This window comes from Halomonas sp. THAF5a, from assembly GCF_009363755.1.
Taxonomy (GTDB): Bacteria; Pseudomonadota; Gammaproteobacteria; order Pseudomonadales; family Halomonadaceae; genus Halomonas.
This window is the reverse complement of record NZ_CP045417.1, coordinates 2,323,298-2,345,006: the sequence shown is the minus strand read 5'-3', so window position 1 is coordinate 2,345,006 and position 21,709 is coordinate 2,323,298. Positions and strand designations below refer to the sequence as shown.

Genomic DNA, 21,709 nt, shown 5'->3' with positions numbered 1-21,709 from the left:
GGGAGATATTGTGGCATGTTATTGATCATACGGAAATCCGTCAAATCATCTATTCTCGGTGAAGAAATTACAGCATTGGGGCTTTCATGAGTGGACTTCTCAGCATTACCCTTCATCACTCATTCATTACCGGTCGGCGATCCAAGTTTCCTTGTGGGGGACATAGCTACGTGCTGGGCACGAACGGCGCGGGCAAGACATCGGCGCTCAACCTCATCCCGATCTTCTACGGCAAGGATCCCTCGAGCCTGATGGTGCAGGCCGCGGACAAGAAGAACTTCGTCGACTACTACCTGCCCAGCGAACAGAGCATGATCGTCTTCGAGTACCGCCGGGGCGACGGTGAAATCTGTTGTTCAGTGGTGTATCGCAAGCCCCAGGGCCACTATGCCTACCGGTTTGTCGAAGGCGCCGCAGATAACACGCTATTCCACCGGGGGGTGGAGGATCACTACGAGCGCGGGGAGAGTGTCAGCGACATCCTGCGCCATGTCCTGCCGTCGAATGGCGTGAACGTCAGTGCTCAGATCACCAGCGTGATGGACTACCGGTCCATCATCCAGAACGACCCGCACTCCAGCGGCCGTCGTCGTAGGCGGAATAGTTCGCCGTTCAGCCGCGGCAACGAAGCCCGCCAGTTCTCGCTCGGCGACGGTTTGGGGCGCATGCAGCACATCGAGGCAATGACGGCAGTGGCTGCAAGCAAGGGTCGGCTGCTGGAAAGTCTCAAGGACATGATCGTCGATACCATGCTGCAGGACCGGATCTCGATCAGCGCGCCGCCGACGCACCACAAGAACGTCGACCTGTGGGCCGATCTCAAGAGCCTGCAGGACTTCAAGAAGAGCGTGCCGAAGCTGCGTGAGGGCTTGCAGTCCCACTATGCGCTGCAGGATAGCCGGGTGGCACTGACCTCCCATGAAGCGGCCATGCGCACGGTCATCGATGATGCACGGGGACAGGTCAGGCTCGCGATTGAGGCGCTGGGCAAGAAGGACGATGAGCTTGAGGCGCTGGAGGAAAAGCATAATCAGGAGCAGACCCGCCTCAACGCCGAGATCATCAAGCATGAGCAAGCGGTCGAGCTTGAACGCAATCGCATCCAGGGGCTCGAGGAAGGTCTGGAGGCGTGGGAGAACGAGAATATCAGCGAGAGCAAGCGCCTGGTGGCTTCTATCCCGGAGCTCCAGACGCGCTGGCGAGAGGAGCAGAAAAACCTCGAGCTGATGACCAAGAGAGTAGCGAACATCGAGGGCGAGTTCGCTGGGCGCAGGACGGAGACGCAGCAGGAGTACCGCAAGGAGCAAGAACGCCTCCAGGGGCGCGTAAAGACGCTCTCCACGGAACTGATGACACTGGTGGAGCGCCAGGCCCAGGCGCTCATCGAACTGGGCAAGTGCCAGGGTGAGGAAATCAGCGCGCTGGATCAGGAGGCCGGTGAGAAGTCCCGGGCGCTGCAGGCCACGATCAACGAGCTCCAGGATGAGCGGGTGCGAGCCGTTTCCCCTTCGGACGAGGAGCAGGCTCAGCTAGAGGACTCGGCTGGCGCCATCGAAGATGCGCAGGCAGCGGTGACGCGGGCGAGTGGCCTGAGCGATGCCGCCAAGAAGGAGTTCGGTAACAAAACGGAGGCGCGGAATGAGGTGCTGGCGGCACATGACGCCGCGGCGAGAGCGCTGAGCGCAAAGAAGGAGCAACTCGATAAGCTGACCAAGCAGCTGTACCCCGAGGACGGGACGCTGCTGGCCTTCCTGCGTAATTCCGAGCTCCCGTGGCACGACACGCTGGGCAAGGTGCTCGACCCCCGACTGCTGTCGCGCCGCGATCTGTCGCCGGCCCTGGCGGACTCGCCGAACCTGGAACAGGCCTTCGGGATCACCCTGGAGTTGGATGACGTCGACCGCCCGGATGCTGCCGAGGAGGAGGATGTCCTCTTGGCGCGCCTGGCCAAGCTCAAGGACGCCGTTCGTAGCGCGCAAGGGGAGGCCGACCGCCTGGAAGACCAGGCGAGGAAGGCATCGGGTGAGCTCAAGGCGGCGGATCAAGCGGTGCAGGTGGCCGAGAACCGCTTCGAGCAGGCGAACGACAAGCTCACCCAGGCGCAGGCGAGCGACACGAGCCTCAAGCACCGCATCGAGCAGGCGCAGAAAGCCCGGGCCGAGGAAGTGCAGGAGCGGCTGGAAGCCGCGAAAAATACCCTGGAGGAGCAGGAGCGCGCTGCCCGCACGCTTCGGGACAACCGCCAGCGCGAGCATGGTGCTCAGTACCAGCAAGCGCTGGCCGACCAGCAGGTCGACAAGGAGCGCCTGCAGGACGAGAAGGCCTCGTTCGAGAACTCCCTGCAGGATTCAGTGGACAGGGAAAAGGACGCCATTCTGAAGCTGGACGATTGGCGCCTGCAGGCCATGAGTGAGGAGGGCGTTGACCCCCAGGCGGTAAGCGACACCAGCAAGCTCGTCACTTCCTTGTCCGACGACATCTCCCGGGCGGAGCAACTGAGGCCGCGAGTGAGCGAGTACGAGGCATGGCTGCGCGATCAGTGGGCCCACAAGGCTGGGTATGAGAAGGCGTTGAGTGATTCGGAGGGTTTGCTGGCGCGAGCCAAGAACACCCTGGAGTCGGTCCAGGACGCCTACCGGGATGTCCATAAGATGCTGATTGCCGCACGCAAGGCGGCAGGGAAGAAAGTCGATCGCCTGGAGAGCGAGATCAAGGACGACACCCTGCTGGCCGATACCGCGGCGGGGGTGATCGCTGAGCTGCCCCGTGTCGACTCGGTGCTGGGGCTCGCTGCCGAAGTGACGACCCGAGGGCGTGAGCAGCTCATCCACGAATTGGCTCGCCTGCTCAGCGTGACAGAGCAGCAGCGTCAGACTGTCCTGAAGAGCGCCCGGCAGTGTGGGAGCACATTGGCGCAGCACCCCGGCTCGAAGGTCTTCCAGAGCTGGCAGAATATGCGTGAAGACCGGCGCAGCAAGAGCCAGCATGACGAGGGGAGCAATGCCTTCACGCTGGAGCAGATGCAGGACCTGGAAGTGCTCCTGGAGCATCGGGTTCCTGAAATCGAGCAGGGCGTCATCGTCAACGTCCACTCGATCGGCGGGGAGCTCAGCGACTATCACGACAGCCTCAAGACTCTGGAGCGGAACACCAAGAGCATCACGCGCCGGCTGGACAATCACCTGAACACTAGCCACGAGTTCACGGTGATCAGCGATGTGAGCTTGAGGGTGAAGTCGAAGATACACGAGTTCGGCTTCTGGCGTGACCTGGCCGACTTTGCGGCGGCCTGGGCGGAATGGGCAGTGACCGGGTTCTCGGAGCTCCCGGGTGAGGCGCTGCTGACGCGTCTGATCAACATCGATGGACAGCTCAAACACGCCCGGATGAGCACGCACTCCCTGGCGAGCATGGTCGAGCTGGAGATCGAGTTCTTCGAGCAGGGCAGGCGGGTACCGATCCGTACCGACAGTGACCTCAACGCGTCGGGCAGCCAGGGCATCTCGCGCCTGGCCATCCTGGTGCTGTTCAGCGCTCTGGCCCGCTACCTGTGCCCCGATGAGAGGGTAAATATTACCTGGCCCATCGATGAACTGGGTGAGTTGGCGCCGGAAAACAGCGTGAAGCTGTTCCGCATGATGAACGACCGCAACATCTCGCTCTTCTGTGCGGAGCCGCGCATCACCGCAGACTTGCTGCGCTACTTCGAGAACAAGGTACTGCTCGACAAGCACAAGGGCGTACTGCGCATGGTGCCCAAGGAGAGCAACACGCATAACCCGCTGCTGGCCGGCCTGGCAATGCGCGTCACATCACAGGATGCGGCCACCCCGGCGCCCGAGCCTGAGGAAGCCCTCGACACACAAGCGCCTGTCACCGACAGCTCGAGCACCACCCAGGAGTCCACCGATGAGCTCTGATCCCCTGTTTCGCGCTACGCTGGAGCACCTGCTGCAAGGCGGCGTCGTGTGCTCGGTAGCCACGCCTGAGATCTACCACTACCTGTCCTCGAGTGGCACCCAGGAGCGGGTTCGCGGCTACCTGAACCCGCTGGGCCGTGGCCTGGCGCAGACCCGCGACATGGTGAGTTTCTACGCGGTCTACCTCGATACCGAGGATGCCAGCACTCGCCACATCCTGCGCCATCAGTTCGCCGATCTGACCAACAGCTGGGAAGCCATGATTCGCTGGCTGCGGATGTCGCGATCTACTTCTGAGCAGCATCATCCGATCATGGCCATGGATGTCGTCAGCGAGAGCGAATGGCTCAAGGCCATCGAGTCGTCGAGTGCGCTGCAGGAAGAGCTCGAGGTGATTGCCACCAAGTTCGGGCTGCGCGGCAAGGTGAGGGATCCCCGACAGCGGCTGCGCCACTTGCTGGAGAAGCTCCACAAGATGGGGTATTTGGAGCCGCTCGGTACCTCCGGGGCGATGTACCGGGCCACTGGCAAGTGGTCGCTGTTGCGTGACCTGATGGAGTGGGTTCGCCAGCAGGAAGGCCTCGCGGAGGCCGAGCGCGAGGACGAGGAGGCGATGAGCCAGGAGCAGGAGGACATGTTCCATGGCACGCCATGACGATGCCCAGCGGGCGCTGTGGGCCCTATACCAGCATGCCCAGGTGCTGGCGGATGCCTGTCTCGAGAACCGCGGGGCGATTCCGGAGACCGCTGAGAACCAGCAGGCCATAGAGCAGCTGCGCAAGCACCGCCTGATCTTCGACCTCGACGAGGACCGGCCCTACAGCCAGGTTTCCCGGGTGGTCAGCGACCTTATGCACCATGTCACCCAGAGCTATCGGCGTCAGCTATCGTGTGGTGCCGCCGCTGACCAGGTGAAGGATCTGGAGCACATCGCCAACAGCTATGCCGCAGCCGTCCGCACCGGTGCTCAGGAGGACCGTGAGCTACGCGAGGCGCAAGCCCAGGAAGTGGTGGCTAGCCTGATCGATACCCTACGCCAGATCACGCAGCGATTCACCGGCTATATTCATCACCAGTTCAGCATGGTGAGCGACTTGGATCAGCGCATCCTCGAGAATAAGCGAGCGATCTCCGAGGCCCAGGACCTCAACCGGCTGTTCGACACACTGACACCGAACTATCTCACGGGATTGGCTGGTGCCAGCGATACGCTGCAGTACCTGCTCATGAAGGTGCTGCGCCGTAATCTCGATCGCCTGCGCAGTGATCTTGTCGGGGCTACCCACGGGCTCCGGGAAAATCTTGCCAAGCTGGAGAAGGATCTCGAGGCGCGTCGCTACAGCAGTCTCATCGATGTCTTCCTGACCCACTATGAGCGGAACCCCGGTTACACTCCGGATCCGGCGCTGGTGGAGGGGGCCATCAATGTCCCGGATGTCTGTGCGACCGTGGTCCCCATGGACCTGCGTGCCACAGCGGATATCGAAGACGCCTCGCAGGCCAACGCCCTGACCGACATCGTCTCGGGGGTGCTGCGCCAGAAAGCCGCAAGCGCGGATTACGACGCCGATGCCGCCGAGGCGCCGACACATGTCCAGGATAGCCGCCACGATGTCGTGGAGGAGCCCGAGGCCCCCCTCGACACCGCGCTGGACAACCTCTTCGAGGCACTGCCTCATCTACTGGAGGTGGGGCCGACCTCGGCGCTGGAGGCCTATCACGTACTGGGCGTCGAGCACCCGGAGGAGGTGTGGCTGTTGGCCGTGATGCAGCGCCTGCAGACTCTCATGGCCGACAGGGCACCGGTACCGCCCTTCGAACTCCAGGCCCATGTGGTGGAGCGCTACTCGGGCAATATCGAGGTGGCCGACGTTGTCTTCCGCCAGGAGGAGGATGCATGCGCCGCATGACCGTCAGCGTGCAGAAGGTGCTGAGGTACCAGCAGGCGTCCGTGACATGGACGAATAGCTGGGCTCAGCTGCACGAGGAGCTGGGTATCGGCACCCGGATTGGGAAGAAACTGCATCTCACCGAGCGGGATCGTGACGTGCTGGCGAATGCCTTTCAGCGCGAGCTGGGAGCGGACCTGCGCACCCTGGATATGCAGCAGGACCGCATCGGCATGGCCGGCGCCGTGCGAGACGAAAAGCTGTCAGGCAAGGCGGCCCTAGGTAGCCTGCAGCGTGTCGCCATGCCGGGCGGGGCGGTAGTGGTCAGAGGTGATGCACCTGAAGCGGTGCGGGTGCCCACGCCGCCAGGTGCCGTGCTGTCGGTCGAGACTTCCCGGCTTGGCCTGGACACCGAGACATGTCGCCGCGTCATGGTGATCGAGAACGGTGCGGTCATGGATCGCTGGTGGGATCTGCTCCCGCTCCTGCCCACTGCCTGGCGCAGCGACACACTGATCTGTTACCGAGGGCATGATCATGGGCAGGGCGCTCTCAATCGCTGGCTCAAGGCGCTTCCTGAGCGCGTCCACCTGGGTTACTGCGGTGACTATGACGCTGGGGGCGTATCGATAGCAGTTAACACATACCTCCCGCTCGTGGGAAGTGAGAGGTTTTGGTTGCTGGTGCCAGAGCCGCACACTGCTGTTCCTGAATGTGTCAACAAGCCCGGGGTCTTCCTGGCTCAGCAGCCCATATTGCAGTCAATGGAGCGTGACAGTCGTAATTGCGAGCTGAACATGCTGCTGAAGAGACTTCGCGAGGAGCAATTGGCCGTGACTCAGGAGGCCATAATGGCACATGGCATCTCCTTGGGCGCATTTCGAATCTAGGTCGTTGCAGCGACCTGGGCCCATGCGATTAGCCCTGACCTTTCAGCTAAGTAAATGAGGCTGAGCTAATTTATAAGATGAGTAGCGTGAGTGCTAATTTAGAGAACTGGGATCTGGCAACAGCTCGCGAGGGTCATGGTTAAGTGTCTTTGCTAAAAGGTAAAGTTTCTGCACCGTCAAGTTGACTTCGCCGCGCTCGATTCGGCCCATATAACTGCGATCGATACCGCATAGCAGGGCTAACCTGTCCTGGGAAAGGCTCTGTGCCTTGCGTGCTTGACGTATCTGCTTCCCCAATGCGACTGCCAGCTGGTCCATAGGCCCCTCGGTCGATCTGAGGCGGCACTATGCTGCGTTGCGGTCATACCGGCCACGGACTATAATCCGCATTTTGCGATTCTCGTGCCCTACGATCCTCCAGGTGCTGCATGAAAACTCGAATTTGCTCACTCGATCAGCGCCTCTATCACCTGTTGATGCAGGACGACTTCGCGACCTTCACCATGGTCCGTGTACGCGATGCCTACGCAGAGAGTATTAAAGATTTTAATTTTGATATCAGTGAGTTGAGGAAATATCTTTACAGCCATGTCAAGCGCATGATCAAGAATGGTTGGGTGCAGAGAGACCCAGAGCGGCGGAAGCGAGGGCAGGTGTACCACGTGCTGGAGAAACCGTCGGACCTGCGGGTCAAGTTGATCTCGCCGGGGTTCGAAGCAAAGCTTGGTGCTAAAACCGATGTCACGAGCGTATCGCAGCCCGATGGGCCGGAGAGTGGGACTCATCAGGATGGTAGGCCAATCGCAGTCCTCGAGGCTCAGCATAAGGAGACCCGGCTGGATATGCTCAGTAGCCTGGGGGAGGCGGAGAAGTACAAGAGCCTCATGGAGGAGCTTCCTCAACTAGCGGACACCCTGAAAGCCGAGTATCTGGAGGCTCGCAATCGCAGCTCGCGTTTGCTGGGGCAGTTGCGTGCGCTGGAGAAAACCCTGCAAGCATTGCAAGGGAGCAGACAATGAAGCTGCGAGAGTGGCAGCGAGCCTGCATTGACCAGGCCATGGCAAAGTTGAACCCACAGTCACCGCACTTTTTCTGCCAGGCAACGCCAGCAGCCGGCAAGACACGCATGGCAGCTGGGCTGGCGTCGGCGTTGATGAAAGCAGGGCGTATCGATCTGGTGATCTGCTTTGCTCCATCTCGGCAGATCGTCGAGGGAATCCGTAGCACCTTTTTCGAGGTGCTGGAGAAGCGGCTCGATGGCACCATTGGCGCCGTGGGAGCCGCGTATACTTATCAGGCGATGCCATTCCTGGAAGACGCATTCTGGCAGCTGCTCGAAGAATATCGCGTGTTAGCGGTATTTGACGAAATCCATCACTGTGCTGGTGGAGACCCCGTCATGAGCAATCGTTGGGGATATGAGATTCTGCAGCGGGTGCAAGATCGTGCGACCTATACGCTGGCTTTATCCGGAACGCCCTGGCGCTCGGATGAGCGCAGCATCGTGCTGGCTCGCTATTCCGATCCCGATGGACGGCTGGTTTGCGATTATCGGTATGGCCTTCAGGAAGCCGTTCGTGATGGTGTGTGCCGGTCACCACGCATCGTGGTGTTGGATAATCAGCAAGTCCACTTGGAGCTCGAGGAATTTGATGCTAAGCAGACGCAAGAATTTGGCAGCGTGAACTGCCTGCTGCGCGAGTCGCCGGTGACCTATGAAGATTTGGTGCACCATGAACAAGTCATGGGGCAGCTTCTGACACTGGCAACAAGAAAGCTGAACGAGGTGCGAGAGGAAGTTTCGGACGCCGGAGGACTAGCCGTTGCCACGGATGTAGAGCATGCCTATCTAATTGCGAACTCTCTGGCACAGCTGGGAGAGGATAGTATAATCGTGACTTACCGTTCTCCGGATGCGCAGGAGCGCATTGATGCCTTTCGGCATGGTACCAAAAAATGGATCATCTCAGTTGGCATGATCAGCGAAGGTACTGATATTCCACGTTTGCAGGTGTGCTGCTACCTCAGTCGAATCAGGACAGAAATGTATTTTCGTCAGGTGCTAGGGCGAGTTTTGCGAAGAAGAGAAGACACGGATAATCATGCCTGGCTTTTTGTGATCGCTGAACAAATGCTAAAGCACTTCGCGAGAAGAGTTGCAGATGATCTTCCGGATGACCTAGCTGTGCTATCTAGTGTAAAAGCAGAGGACAGCAGCTTAGAAGCACAGCCGTATTTGCCTTTTTTGGCCGATCATCTCGCGGAGAGACTGGGACAGCCCCCAGCTGCTGAGAGCTCAGCAGAAGAACAAGGGAGTTCTTTGTCACACAGAGCGACAACAATCATGGAAATTTATTTCTCTAATCAGTACCGACAGGAAATCTTAGGGGTCTATTAATAATTTGTCCATATGGCCACTTGGATAGTATAAAAAAAAGACTCAGGAGGTCGCATATGCAGCTATTAGTCCAGCCCAAGCCATTCTCTGACGAATCGCTAGAGAGTTATCTTCTTCGCTTGACTGAGGCGAACTTTCTTGAGTCATATAGGTTGCTGAGTGGCGCTGTCAAAGAATGGCTGCAGGAGCAGGATCACGAGGCAGGAGGAGCATTTCCACTAGAGCTGAAAACAGTCAATGTTTGGCATGCACGACAAAGTAGTAGTTTCCGGGTTCGGGCTCTATCGTTATTTGAAAAGTTGTCAGAAAATAAAGACCTCCCTCTATTGTCGCTTTCACTCCGGAATTCAGCAGCTGATTTCTGCGGTAATTACCGAGCTTTAGCAAGAGGGGGGGAGCACATCCCCCGCTGCTTTATAAGGAAATCATCGATTCCTGTTTGCCCTCTTTGCCTTTCAGAAAGCATATATATACCTCAGGCCTGGCACTATCTTCCCTATACTGCATGCACCAAGCACGGCGTTAATCTTGTCCATAATTGTCCTAGTTGCGGAATTCATATTTCATATCTCGATAGTGAGATGATAGGTCACTGTCGATGTGGTTATGATTTATCGCGTGCATCTGTGAAAAGCGCCGACCCAAAGAGTATTTGGCTTAGTGAATTGGTAGTGCAGCAGGATTTAGGTGGCTGCTCCCCCTTGGAGAAAACAGGTTCTTTCTCTATTAGGTATGCTGCATTGCTATATTTCTGCATAGTAAATGATGCTGATGTGAATAATGAGGAAGAAGTTGAAAGGATGCTGCGTGAAGCAGTAGATTTTTATACTTGCTGGCCGCGCGCATTCCATGAAGTTCTTTCTTCAGATCTGGAGTTCTCTAAAGCAAAGTTGGTTAAAAGTTATAATAAAACTGCGCTTAGCTTTGCTTTAGGGAGTAAACTATCTGCTTCTACTTTGATCAAAGGGTTGACTCTGCAAGAAAATTTCATACTAAATGAAATTTTAGTTTTTTTAGATGGTGTTGTGAATTCCTACCCTAAGTCAAAGCATCCAAACTACGGTGATATGTTGCTCACCGTCAAAGAAGCAGCCGCTCTGTTGCAAACTACACATGATCAAGTGTATCTCCTTTATGAGGACGGCTACCTGCACTCTTCAAGTAAAATTGGATCTCATGCACGATTCCCACCTAATCAGCCTGTTTTTTTTCTTCGTCAAGTTATAGAGTTGTCAAAAGCTAAAATGCCAGCTGACTTTGGGGCTTCAGCTACTTACCTTCCTCATTGGTGACCTGAATGCATATTGACGAAATATCATCTATTGAAAATATGCAAGAGCGCTCAGCTGAGTTCAGGAAGCATCTCGCACCTTATACACCTCTCTTGGACGTAACTGGTAGCGAATATACTGCAACAGTCGCGCTGTTAAATTTGTCTCAAAAAAAAGAAACGGGCGAGGATCTTTTTTGTGAAGCATCAGCCGAAAGAAAATTGAGAGACAGTAGTTTTATGGAGAGGTGTCTTAATCAAGTTGCGTGGCAACATACTCATAATCTTAAGTTCCCTGACCCACGAGTCCATGGTCAGCGCATTATCGCTAATCCACCGAGCATGGTGCCAGGGTATATTTCTTCAAATGGATTGGCGAAGGAGCTTGGCTGGTCCCATAATTCTGCAGACTATAATGCGGCGAAGCTCTTCGGTGCTTGTTTTCTCTGGGAGGGGGGTGCCACTAATCTGTCTATTGTTCTTAAAAAACAGGATCACGTATGGATCAATTCATTGTTGGATATAGGAGTCGAGGCCTCTATAATACATAAGTGGGTTAAAAAGATATTGGATCTTGCTGATGCTCAGCTAAAACCTTCCATGGTTAGCATCTACTCCCCTCAAGTTAGGTTTTTATACAATTCAAATTATGTTGCAATAACACCTGTGGTTTCCCACTCTTTCATGGCTGAAGTTGAGAGGTTGGCGAGAAAGAGAATTGGGAGATTTGGGAATATTAAGCATCGTCATCCAACAAGTTTAGGCGATCTTTCAGGCTCGATAGGCGGGAACTTCTATATCCTAAAATATCCACCAAGACTTACAAGAAATGAAAGTGCCAGCTTGGCAGGGTCGGGTTTTAAGCGTTTAGAAGCGGGTGAGTCCCTGTTCGACAGTAGAGCGATATTTAATAAAGGTTTTTTATCAGCGTGTAGATCCATTGTTCGTTCTAGTGAGATATCTACTGATAAGATTAGAAAGTCTGAGAGAAGGCACGCCATTTCATCAATTAAAAGTCACTTGGCTGATTGGCTTGCACCTATTTTTGAGTGGAAAGAATCAATTACATGCCTAAGAAAAGTGCCTTTATTTGTGTATGATACACTAGAATGGAAAGTGTCTTCTATTCATTTTACTTCCAATACTATACTTGCTAGAGAAGTTGGCTTAGCACTGAACAAGAAGCTCAGTGAACATCATAATACGAGAAGCTTGGCGTACCACCCACTTCTCATGAGGCCCTTAGAAGCTATTCTGAGAAGCCTTCTTAATAAATATGCGGCTCCGCAAGAGTCAGAATCTAAAGAGTGTTCTGAAGTTGCAGGAGATGATAAATTCATCTATTTGAAAAAAGCTAAGGTGTATGATGCTTCAGCGATGTCAACCCCTTATCTTTCTGGCATTCCTTCTTTGACTGCTTTGTGGGGCATGACAAAAGAATATGAGATTAATTTAAATCGAATACTTGGTTCTGAGTTAAGATTTAACGGTGTGGCTTGGTTTTTGCATGAATATCAAGGCTGGAGTGAAACAAAACTTCCAGCCAAGATAAGGCGAGTAGGTAAGCAAGTTATGCTGCCTGGGCTTAAACCATCCCGCTATTGTGATATGACAATGGACTTATTGATTCGTGTGCATGATCCTGACGATGAGCTAGGGTCGATAGACAAACAGCTTCTGCATACGGCGTTCCCGAGTCGCTTTGCTGGGGGAACCTTGCACCCTTCTGCTGAAGATTCTGAGCCTGACTGTTGCCGGGTAGAAAGGGGGGCCGTGTTGTTCCATGAACTGCAACGTTTGCCGCGCAGTGGCCGTTGGATAGTACCAGAGTCTATGGGGTGTGATGGCCTCGAACAAGGGCTTAATTTTTTCCATAAATTTAAAAGTATAAGGCCTATCATGGCTGGCTATGCTTTACTAGAAGAACCTGTCAAAAGGGAAGGGGCCTTAGAGTCTACGCACGCCTTTGCTGAGTCCCTGATTGGGGCCGCTCGCTTGGCTTCACCGGTAGAGTATCGGTTGCGGGGGTGGCGAGCACTGCGGGATGAAGCTTTCTGGGGGATGCGTATCGAAAATTCAGCTATGCTGATGGGCAGAGTGTAAAAGTAAGAGCCAGCCAATGATTAGTCTATGCACAAATTTGAGCTACGAGCGCTCCCTGTCCCCTGGCAAAGCGGTGTTTTTCTACAAGACCCCGAATAGTAACTTTGAGCCTTTAGAGATTGATAGTTATCATATTCGGGGCGTTAAGTCTTCTCATTCAGAGGCATATGCATCTAATGGGAAGATAAAAGACAGTGTTGCTCTGAATAAGCTGGGGTATGGAAACCCACAAAATATTGAGTCATGTTTTGTGCCGCCCAATATTGAGCATTTATATTGTCGGTTTTCTTTGAGAGTTAAGCCTAGCTCAATGCAGCCCATGGTCTGTAGTGACCCAAATCTTAATGCTCATATGAAGATGCTTGCTTTGAAGTATCGAGATGCAGGTGGTTTTGATGAGCTTGCCAGGCGTTACTGTATAAACCTACTAGACGGGAGCTGGCTTTGGAAGAACCAGCATACAAGCGAATTGGTAGTGTCTCTAAAAGTTGTTGGATCTGAGGAGGAGCTATCAGTCAACAACCTTCATTTCTATGGTAAGAATCCAAAGGATTGGGATGAGCAGTCACAATATATTCTCGGCTTTATATCTGATGGCATGAGTCGAGCACTGCATGACTCTAGAGCCTTTTGGTTTGCCGATATAACAGCCAAGCTGAAAGTGGGGTTTTGCCAAGAAATCTACCCAAGTCAGATGCTTGTTAAAAAGGATTCCAGTGATGACGGGCCTGGAAAACGACTCCTTAAAACAACAACTAGCGACGGAAGAGAAGCGGCTAGCTTTACGTCAACGAAGATAGGTGCAGCTATTCAGATGATAGACGTCTGGTGGGAGTTTGACGCAGAAAAGCCACTCCGCGTCAGCGAGTATGGTGCAGATAGCTCGTCACTCATGGCACGCCGTGGGCCGCAGTCTGGGCAAGACTTCTACTCTATTCTTTCTAGGTCTGAAAATTTTTTGAAAGATAACTTGTCAGGGAAAGACATTAGTCCCGAATATCATTATTTGATGGCTGTTCTTGTTAAGGGTGGCTTGTTTCAAAAATCTAAGTGAGCTTTCATGAAGCGCTATTATTTTTCTATAAATTACCTTCCTGCCGATGCGGATTTTGGCTTGCTGTCAGGACGTTGCATCACTGCACTGCATTACTTTGTTATCAACAATCATCCATTTGACATAGGTATTTCATTTCCAAAGTGGTCCTGTCAATCTCTTGGCGGAGCTATTGAATTTTTTTGTGAAGATAAGGCTAAACTGGCTTTGTTTAAGGAAGATAAATACTTTTCAATGATGGCGGATCATGAGATTTTCGAAATTGGGGAGATATCCTCGGTAGGGTATGGGGAACATGAAGAAGTTAGATTCGTTAGGAACCAAGCAGTTGACAAAATGTTTCCAGGTGCCATGCGCAGGAGACTGGCAAGGGCAAAAAAACGTGCTGAGAAAAGAGGTGAGATATTTGATCCAACTAAGATAAGTAGGTCAAAGGTTGTTGATCGTTTTCACTCATCTTTCCTCGAAAGTCAAAGTACAGGGCAGCCCTTTATGATTCATATCCAGTTGGAAAGAAGCGTATTGCATGGCAATGGAGAAAAAGAAGAAGGAGGATTCAGTTCGTACGGACTGGCAACCAGTCGTATGCACAGTGGCACAGTTCCTTTTAGGAATATAGAAAATATGTAGATTGAATGGTGTCTGGTCGTGTTTACGGTTATATATTAACTAATAAAGCAATCGCTGTTGCACTTCATTGCAGATGATGTTGCGTATCATGCGGCATCTATCGTAATCTGACTTCGAACGATTAACCTAGCATCAGAACCCTTTTTTCTTGCCATGCTAAAAATTACTGTTTATTTCATTTGGTATGAGCGCTATTGTAATAGGGGTGTGGGGCATGAAACAATGGGTAAGATTTTGATTGAAAAAATTTTTAAAGTATTGCTTCGTAGTCAACTGCCGGACAGGCAGCCAAAAACCAATCGAACCCCGCCCCGAGTGGCTTGAGGTCGTGAACTGCCGGACAGGCAGCCAAAAATATCAGTCCTAGGCCGATAAAGCCAAGCCGCGTACAACTACCGTATAGGTAGCTTCAACCCACCAGCTTTGGTGGGTTTTTTGTAATATTACTTCGCAGTTGTTTGGCCAAGTGCCTCGTTGACTAAATTATGCAGTTTTATGCCTCTATTATATGCATTTTTATAGCGAAAAAAATTCGGTAACCCACTGATTTTTCATTTATTCCTATGTAGGCTTTTGCAAGCAACAACAATGGAAGGCTTTTCCATCAAGTGGGCACGGCTCGGCGCGGCCTGCGCGGCCGCTTGGACGTCTCGACGGGGCTCGTCTAGGGTGGGAGGCCTGTCCGGCCACGCGTGCGCGGGCCGATGTCTAGCCGCCGGGAGAACAGGCATGCGACTCCGGATCCTGTCCGATCTGCATCTCGAACACTTTGCCGAGGGGCGCGACCTGCCGTGGGTCGATGCCGATGCCGTGGTGCTGGCCGGCGACATTCACATCGGCTGCCGGGGCCTCGCCTGGGCGGCCGAGCGCTTCGCGGGCCTGCCGATCCTCTATGTGCCCGGCAATCACGAGTACTACGGCGGCGTCATGCCGGCCCTGCGTGACACCCTGGCCGACGAGGCCGAGCGGCTCGGGATCCACCTGCTGGATAACCGCACGCTCACCCTGGGCGGCGTGCGCTTCCATGGTCTGACGCTCTGGACCGATTTCGCCCTCTACGCCGGAACGCCCGAGCTCGACGTCCACGGCTGCGAGCAGGCCGCCCGGCGGGTGATGCTGGATTTTCGGCGCATCGAGCAGCCGGTGGGCGAGCTCTTCACCCCGGCGGAGAGCCGGCGCCTGCATGCCGAGTCCCTGGCCTGGCTCGCGAACGAACTGGCCCGGCCCTGGGAGGGGCCGCGGGTGGTGATCAGCCACCATGCGCCGCTGGGCGCGTGCATTCCGCCGTGCTATCGAGGCGATCCGCTGTCGCCGGCCTTCGCGTCCGACCTCGAGTCGCTGATGGGACGCATGGATCTCTGGCTCCACGGGCATGTGCATGAGCCGGTCGACCTGCGGGTGAAAGGCACGCGCGTGATGGCCAACCCTGGCGGCTACCCGAACGAATTCAATCCGCCGCGCTTCGCCCCTGCGTGCGTGGTCGAGGTCTAGAAAGCGCTCAGGCCAGCCGCCAGTGGAACATCCCCGAGGTCTTGCCGAGCACGGTGGCGGCGATATGGGTGTCGCTCGGCCGCTGTGCCAGGCCGACACAGACATGAAGCGGCAGCAGATGCTCCTCGCGGGGGTGGCAGAACCGGGCATGGGGGGCGCGCTCCCAGTGGATCAGGCGCTCGGCGCGCTCCGCCTCCTCGATCTCCAAACTGGCACAGGTCTCCTCGAGCCAGTCCTCGAAGGCCAGGTTGCGCGCCTGGCTCTCCGGGGTGTCGGGGGCAAAGAAAGCGCCCATGTTATGGAAGGAGAACCCGGAGCCGATCACCAGCAGGTCGTCGACGTCGAGCGCCTGCAGCGCCTTGCCGATGGCCAGGTGCGTGGCGGCATCCAGGCTGTCGACCAGGGAGAGCTGCACGCAGGGAATGTCAGCCTCCGGATACATCAGCTTGAGCGGGACGAACACGCCGTGGTCGAAGCCCCGCCGGTCGTCGAGCCGGGCGGGGAGGCCGGCCTGCGTGAGCGCCCGGTGGACCCGGGCCGCCAGCGCCGGCTCCCCGGGGCAGGGGTATTCGATCGCGTAGGCCTCGGGCGGAAAGCCGTGGTAGTCATAGATCAGCCCTGGCCGGGCGCTGGCGGTGATCGTCGGCACCGGCGCCTCCCAGTGGGCGCTGATGACCAGTATGGCGGAGGGCCTGGGGAGCCGGCCCGCGATCTCGGTGAGCCGCGTGACGAGTTCACGGTGGCCGGGGTCGCCCAGCAGCGGCCTGGGGCCGCCGCCATGGGAGAGGAACAGGACATCGGTGGAGGGGGTCATGGCGCTCGCTCCCGGGGTTGCCTTGGATCTCGTCGAACCGGCCCGTCATGACCGGCCGGGCGCGGCGCTGTGGCCCTCGGCGGCCTTCTCCAGCGGGTCGAGCAGCAGGGAATCCAGCGCGAAGCGCCCGCCGCCCTGAATGGCCAGGGCCGTCGTGGCGGCGAACAGGGTCAGGGCATACTCGTAGCCGTTGTTGGCCATGAACAGGCCGTTGTCGATATGCACGGCGAAGATGGCCACCAGCATCGTGAAGGCCGATACCAGCGCCGCCGGGCGGGTCAGCAGGCCGAGCACCAGCGCCAGTCCGCCGAAGAACTCGGCGCCGCCGGCCAGCAGCGCCATCAGGGTGCCCGGGGCGAGTCCGATGCTGGCCAGCCACTGCGCGGTGCCTTCCAGGCCGTAGCCGCCGAACCAGCCGAACAGCTTCTGCGCGCCGTGGGCGGCCAGGATCAGCCCGACCGGGACGCGCAGGACCAAGGCGGCCACGCCGCCGCGGGAGTGGAGCAGGGTCTTCACGAGTTGGTTATTCATGATCGTTACCTCGACGCTTTCTTGGGGAGAGGGTGTCCCGAGGGCGCTCCCCCCGGGTGATGACGCCACTCTACTATCACCAGAAAGAAAGACTAAGGCGGAAAGTGTTGTCTGATCATCAATGCTATGTTGATAATTCGGCGTGTCACTCCGCCAGGAGTCCCCGATGGACCGACTCGATGCCATGCGCGCCTTCATCACCGTGGTCAGTGAGGGCAGCTTCACCCGCGCCGCCGAGCGCCTGGCGATGTCGCCGCAGCTGGTCAGCAAGTACGTGGCCCAGCTCGAGGCACACCTGGGGGTGCGCCTGCTCAACCGCACCACCCGCAGGCTCCACCTCACCGAGGCGGGCAGGCGCTATCACCCGCGGGCCCAGCAGCTCCTGGCCGACCTCGACGACGTGGAGCACCAGCTCGGCGACCTGCAGACCCAGGCCCGGGGCCTGCTGAGGATCAGCGCACCGGTCTCCTTCGCGACCCGCCACCTGGCGCCGCTGCTCGGCGACTTCCAGCGCGCCCACCCCGGCGTCGACATCGACCTGCAGCTGAACGACCGCAAGGTCGACATCGTCGAGGAGGGCTTCGATATCGCGCTGCGCATCGGCCACCTGAAGAGCTCCTCGCTGATCGCCAAGCGGATCGCGCCGGTGCGCCTGGTGATGTGCGCCTCGCCCGCCTACCTGACGCAGCACGGCACCCCCGAGCGTCCGGAGCAGCTCAAGGCCCATCGCTACCTGCGCTACAGCTATGCCGAGCAGGAGGCCGGCGACTCGCTCTCTCGCTGGTTGCCGGGCCGTGGTCCGGCTGGGGGCGGCGATCCGATCAGCGGCGATTTCGTCTGCAACAACGGCGACGTGCTGGTCGAGTCGGCCATCGCCGGCGCCGGCATCGCCCTGCAGCCCACCTTCATCGCCGGGCCCGCCCTGCAGGACGGCAGGCTGCGGGTCGTGCTGCCGGACCACGAGCCCAGGCCGATGTCGCTCTACGCCGTCTATGCCCACCGCCAGCTCCTGGCGAGCAAGGTGCGCTGTTTCGTCGACTTCCTGGAGGGCTATTTCGGCGATCCCCCCTACTGGGACCGGTTCGACTGAGGCGGCAGAGCGCTTCCCCTTAACGCGACACCCCGGGCCCCGCCAGCGGCGGGACCCGGGGTGGGGCCACGTCTCACGTCGGCTGACTCGCGTCGCTTACTCGCGGTACTCGTCGATGCTCGGGCAGGAGCAGATCAGCTGCCGGTCGCCGAAGACGTTGTCGACGCGATTGACCGCCGGCCAGTACTTGGCCGCCCGGGTCGCCTCGGAGGGGAAGGCGCCGAGCTCCCGGGAGTAGGGGCGCGCCCAGGCGTCGTCGCGCAGGTCGGCCAGGGTGTGCGGGGCGTTGACCAGCGGGTTGTCGTCCGCCGGCCAGTCGCCGGCCTCGACCCTGGCGATCTCCTCGCGGATCGCGATCATGGCGTCGCAGAAGCGGTCGATCTCGTAGCGCGACTCCGACTCGGTGGGCTCGATCATCAGCGTGCCGGGCACCGGGAAGGACATGGTCGGGGCGTGGAAGCCGTAGTCCATCAGGCGCTTGGCGATGTCCTCCTCGCTGATGCCGGAGTCGGCCTTGAGCGGGCGGATGTCGATGATGCACTCGTGGGCCACGGTACCGTTGGCGCCCTTGTAGAGCACCGGGTAGTGCGCGCCGAGGCGCTGGGCGATGTAGTTGGCGTTGAGGATCGCGAGCTCGGTGGCCTCGCGCAGGCCGCGCGCGCCCATCATCTTGATGTAGGCCCAGGAGATTGGCAGGATCGAGGCCGAGCCGAAGGGGGCGGCCGAGACCGCGCCACAGCCCGCCTCGACGCCCTCGAGCGGCACCACCGCGTGGTTCGAGACGTAGGGCGCGAGGTGCGCCTTGACGCCGATCGGGCCCATGCCCGGGCCGCCGCCGCCGTGGGGGATGCAGAAGGTCTTGTGCAGGTTGAGGTGGCTGACGTCGCCGCCGAAGTCGCCGGGGCGGGTCAGGCCCACCTGGGCGTTCATGTTGGCGCCGTCGATGTAGACCTGGCCGCCGTGGGCGTGGACGATCTCGCACACCTCGCGCACGTGGGCCTCGAACACCCCGTGGGTGGAGGGGTAGGTGATCATGATCGCCGAGAGGGCGTCGCGGTGCTGTTCGGCCTTGGCGGCCAGGTCGTCGATGTCGACGTTGCCGTCGGCGTCGCACTCCACGACCACCACCTTCATGCTGGCCATGGCGGCGGAGGCGGGGTTGGTGCCGTGGGCGGAGCTCGGGATCAGGCAGACGTCGCGGTGGCCCTCGCCCTGGGCCGCCTGGTAGCGGCGGATCGCCACCAGCCCGGCGTACTCGCCCTGGGCGCCGGAGTTGGGCTGCATGGAGATGTGGTCGTAGCCGGTCACCTCGACCAGGAAGGCGGCCAGCTCGTCGATCATCTGGCGGTAGCCGGCCACCTGGTCGCGGGGCGCGAAGGGGTGGATGCGCGCGAACTCCGGCCAGGTGATGGGGATCATCTCGCTGGTGGCGTTGAGCTTCATGGTGCACGAGCCCAGCGGGATCATCGCGTGGGCGAGCGACAGATCCTTGTTCTCCAGGCGCTTGAGGTAGCGCAGCATCTCGGTCTCGCTGCGGTAGCGCTGGAAGGTCGGGTGGGTCAGGAACGCGGACTCCCGGGCGCAGGCGGCCGGGATGCCGGTGAGCCCCTCGGCGAGCACCCGGTCGTCGAGCTCGCGCACGCCGAGCCCATGCTCCTCGTCGAGCAGCACGTCGAACAGCACGTCCAGGTCGTGGGCGGTGGTGGTCTCGTCGAGGCTCAGCCCCACGTCGCCATTGGCGAAGTAGCGCAGGTTGACGTCGTGGGCCATGGCGCGGCCGTGGATGCGCCCGGCATCCACGCCGGTCAGGCGCAGGGTGTCGAACCAGCTGTCGTGGGCCAGGCTCACGCCCTTCGCCATGAGGCCGGTGGCCAGGATCGTCGTCAGGCGATGGATGCGCGAGGCGATGGTCCTGAGGCCCTCGGCGCCGTGGTAGACGGCGTAGAAGCCGGCGATGTTGGCCAGCAGCGCCTGGGCGGTGCAGATGTTGGAGGTCGCCTTCTCGCGGCGGATATGCTGCTCGCGGGTCTGCATCGCCATGCGCAGCGCCGTCGCGCCGCGGCTGTCCTGGGAGACGCCGATGATGCGCCCCGGGATCGAGCGCTTGAGCTTGTCGGTGGTGGCGAAGAAGGCCGCGTGGGGGCCGCCGAAGCCCATCGGCACGCCGAAGCGCTGGGCGCTGCCGACCACCATGTCGGCGCCCAGGGCGCCCGGCTCCTTGAGCAGCACCAGGCCCATGATGTCGGCCGCCACGCAGGTCATCACGCCGCGCTCGCGGGCGGCCTCGAGCAGCGGCGCCAGGTCGCGGACCCGGCCGCCGTCGCCGGGGTACTGCAGCAGGGCGCCGAAGACGTCGTGCTCGGCGAGCTCGTCGGCCGGGGCTACCACCAGGTCGAAGCCGAACCAGGCCGCCCGGGTGCGCACCACGTCCAGGGTCTGCGGGAAGACGTCCTCGGCGACGAAGAAGGTATTGCTCCTGGCCTTCTTGTTGGCGCGCTTGCACAGCGCCATCGCCTCGGCGGCGGCGGTCGCCTCGTCGAGCAGCGAGGCGTTGGCGAGCTCCATGCCGGTGAGGTCCATCACCATCTGCTGGAAGTTGAGCAGGCCCTCGAGGCGCCCCTGGGAGATCTCCGGCTGGTAGGGCGTGTAGGCGGTGTACCAGCCCGGGTTCTCCAGCACGTTGCGCTGGATCACCGTCGGCAGGTGGGTGTCGTAGTAGCCCTGGCCGATGTAGCTCCTGGCCACGCGGTTCTGGCGCGCCAGGCGGTGCAGGTAGTCCAGGGCCTCGGCCTCGCCCTTCGGCGGGTCCAGGTCCAGCTCACGGCCCAGGCGAATGCCGGCGGGCACGGTGGCCTCCATCAGCGCGGGAAGGCTCGCCATGCCCAGCGTCTCGAGCATGCCCGCGACGTCGTCGGCGGTGGGCCCGTTGTGGCGCTGGAGGAAGGCATCGTGAGCGGCCAGATCGGCCAGACGGCGGTTGTCGAAAGCCATGGAACACCCTATGTGCGTGGGGGGCAACGCCCCGGAATCGATGGAAGGCCGGCCCCGCGGGCGGGGCCGGGGTGGCGCGCTCCTCACCGGCCGCGTGGGCGGAGGAGGGCGCCGGGAGAGGCTCAGTCCTCGGCGGCCACGGCCTGGTAGGCGTCGGCGTCGAGCAGCGATTCGAGGGCGGCGGCGTCGTCGAGGCGTACCTTCATGATCCAGCCGTCGGCGTAGGGCGCCTCGTTGACGGTCTCCGGGGCGTCCTCGAGGGCCTCGTTGACGGCGATGACCTCGCCGGCGAGCGGCGCGTAGAGGTCGGAGGCGGCCTTGACCGACTCGATGACGCCGAACTCGTCGCCGACGGCGAGGGTCTTGCCGACCTCGGGCAGCTCGACGAAGACCACGTCGCCCAGCGCCTCCTGGGCGTGGTCGGTGATGCCGATGGTCACGCTGCCGTCGCCGTTGTCGAGGACCCACTCGTGGCTTTCGGCGTAGCGCAGGTTGGCGGGGATTGAGCTCATCTGTGTTTCCTATAAGAAAATTGTTTTCGGTGGAGAGATCCTAGGACAACCGGGACGGGGCGCCAACCTTTTGGCAAGGAGTTTTAGGAATATCATAATAGTTAAATAGAATATATTGTGGGCGGC

17 protein-coding genes are annotated in these 21,709 nt (G+C 58.7%); 12 read left to right on the top strand and 5 right to left on the bottom strand.

What is annotated here, in order from left to right; genetic code table 11:
- Nucleotides 1-86: 86 nt before the first annotated feature.
- From FIU83_RS10540 to FIU83_RS10525, 4 genes are read left to right on the top strand one after another with little or no spacing between them, the layout of a single operon-like run.
- A complete protein-coding gene (locus FIU83_RS10540; RefSeq protein WP_152484016.1) occupies nucleotides 87-3,920 on the top strand; it encodes an ATP-binding protein in 3,834 nt (1,277 codons plus the stop codon).
- Nucleotides 3,910-4,575 (top strand): hypothetical protein, encoded by a 666-nt coding sequence (locus FIU83_RS10535; protein ID WP_152484015.1) that lies wholly within the window; start codon nucleotides 3,910-3,912, stop codon nucleotides 4,573-4,575. The genes FIU83_RS10540 and FIU83_RS10535 overlap by 11 nt, the downstream gene beginning before the upstream one ends.
- Nucleotides 4,562-5,830, top strand: a complete 1,269-nt coding sequence (locus tag FIU83_RS10530) for a hypothetical protein (protein WP_152484014.1) — start codon at nucleotides 4,562-4,564, stop codon at nucleotides 5,828-5,830. The genes FIU83_RS10535 and FIU83_RS10530 overlap by 14 nt, the downstream gene beginning before the upstream one ends.
- The gene (locus FIU83_RS10525; RefSeq protein ID WP_152484013.1) at nucleotides 5,818-6,699 is read left to right on the top strand and encodes a DUF2399 domain-containing protein; all 882 of its coding nucleotides are present in this window, start codon (nucleotides 5,818-5,820) and stop codon (nucleotides 6,697-6,699) included. The genes FIU83_RS10530 and FIU83_RS10525 overlap by 13 nt, the downstream gene beginning before the upstream one ends.
- A 93-nt stretch (nucleotides 6,700-6,792) precedes the next feature.
- On the opposite strand, the gene FIU83_RS10520 is transcribed toward FIU83_RS10525, so the two are convergent.
- Nucleotides 6,793-7,017, bottom strand: coding sequence for a helix-turn-helix domain-containing protein (locus FIU83_RS10520; protein WP_152484012.1), 225 nt, complete (start codon nucleotides 7,015-7,017; stop codon nucleotides 6,793-6,795).
- Between the two features lie 110 nt (nucleotides 7,018-7,127).
- Here FIU83_RS10520 and FIU83_RS10515 point away from each other — a divergent pair, with 110 nt between their 5' ends.
- From FIU83_RS10515 to FIU83_RS10485, 7 genes are all read left to right on the top strand, one after another.
- On the top strand, nucleotides 7,128-7,718 hold the full coding sequence (locus tag FIU83_RS10515; RefSeq protein WP_152484011.1) for a hypothetical protein: 591 nt from the start codon (nucleotides 7,128-7,130) through the stop codon (nucleotides 7,716-7,718).
- Nucleotides 7,715-9,097, top strand: a complete 1,383-nt coding sequence (locus FIU83_RS10510; protein WP_152484010.1) for a DEAD/DEAH box helicase — start codon at nucleotides 7,715-7,717, stop codon at nucleotides 9,095-9,097. The genes FIU83_RS10515 and FIU83_RS10510 overlap by 4 nt, the downstream gene beginning before the upstream one ends.
- 56 nt (nucleotides 9,098-9,153) lie before the next feature.
- On the top strand, nucleotides 9,154-10,389 hold the full coding sequence (locus FIU83_RS10505) for a TniQ family protein (protein WP_152484009.1): 1,236 nt from the start codon (nucleotides 9,154-9,156) through the stop codon (nucleotides 10,387-10,389).
- Nucleotides 10,390-10,394: 5 nt separating this feature from the next.
- Nucleotides 10,395-12,470, top strand: a complete 2,076-nt coding sequence (locus FIU83_RS10500; protein ID WP_152484008.1) for a type I-F CRISPR-associated protein Csy2 — start codon at nucleotides 10,395-10,397, stop codon at nucleotides 12,468-12,470.
- Between the two features lie 16 nt (nucleotides 12,471-12,486).
- Nucleotides 12,487-13,524 (top strand): type I-F CRISPR-associated protein Csy3, encoded by a 1,038-nt coding sequence (csy3, locus tag FIU83_RS10495; RefSeq protein ID WP_152484007.1) that lies wholly within the window; start codon nucleotides 12,487-12,489, stop codon nucleotides 13,522-13,524.
- Between the two features lie 6 nt (nucleotides 13,525-13,530).
- Nucleotides 13,531-14,154: a type I-F CRISPR-associated endoribonuclease Cas6/Csy4 gene (gene cas6f, locus FIU83_RS10490; RefSeq protein WP_152484006.1), complete on the top strand. Its 624-nt coding sequence runs from the start codon at nucleotides 13,531-13,533 to the stop codon at nucleotides 14,152-14,154.
- Between the two features lie 729 nt (nucleotides 14,155-14,883).
- Nucleotides 14,884-15,645 (top strand): metallophosphoesterase, encoded by a 762-nt coding sequence (locus FIU83_RS10485; RefSeq protein WP_152484005.1) that lies wholly within the window; start codon nucleotides 14,884-14,886, stop codon nucleotides 15,643-15,645.
- Nucleotides 15,646-15,652: 7 nt separating this feature from the next.
- Here FIU83_RS10485 and FIU83_RS10480 read toward each other — a convergent pair whose 3' ends face one another.
- On the bottom strand, nucleotides 15,653-16,459 hold the full coding sequence (locus FIU83_RS10480) for a class III extradiol ring-cleavage dioxygenase (protein ID WP_152484004.1): 807 nt from the start codon (nucleotides 16,457-16,459) through the stop codon (nucleotides 15,653-15,655).
- Nucleotides 16,460-16,504: 45 nt separating this feature from the next.
- Entirely contained in the window at nucleotides 16,505-16,990 is a 486-nt protein-coding gene (locus FIU83_RS10475; protein ID WP_152484003.1) for a DoxX family protein, read from the bottom strand.
- A 166-nt stretch (nucleotides 16,991-17,156) separates the two neighbouring features.
- On the opposite strand from FIU83_RS10475, the gene FIU83_RS10470 reads away from it, so the two are divergent.
- A complete protein-coding gene (locus tag FIU83_RS10470) occupies nucleotides 17,157-18,080 on the top strand; it encodes a LysR family transcriptional regulator (protein WP_152484002.1) in 924 nt (307 codons plus the stop codon).
- A gap of 96 nt (nucleotides 18,081-18,176) precedes the next feature.
- Here FIU83_RS10470 and gcvP read toward each other — a convergent pair whose 3' ends face one another.
- Entirely contained in the window at nucleotides 18,177-21,071 is a 2,895-nt protein-coding gene (gcvP, locus tag FIU83_RS10465; RefSeq protein WP_152484001.1) for an aminomethyl-transferring glycine dehydrogenase, read from the bottom strand.
- 122 nt (nucleotides 21,072-21,193) lie between these two features.
- Entirely contained in the window at nucleotides 21,194-21,583 is a 390-nt protein-coding gene (gene gcvH / locus FIU83_RS10460) for a glycine cleavage system protein GcvH (RefSeq protein ID WP_152484000.1), read from the bottom strand.
- Nucleotides 21,584-21,709 lie beyond the last annotated feature (126 nt).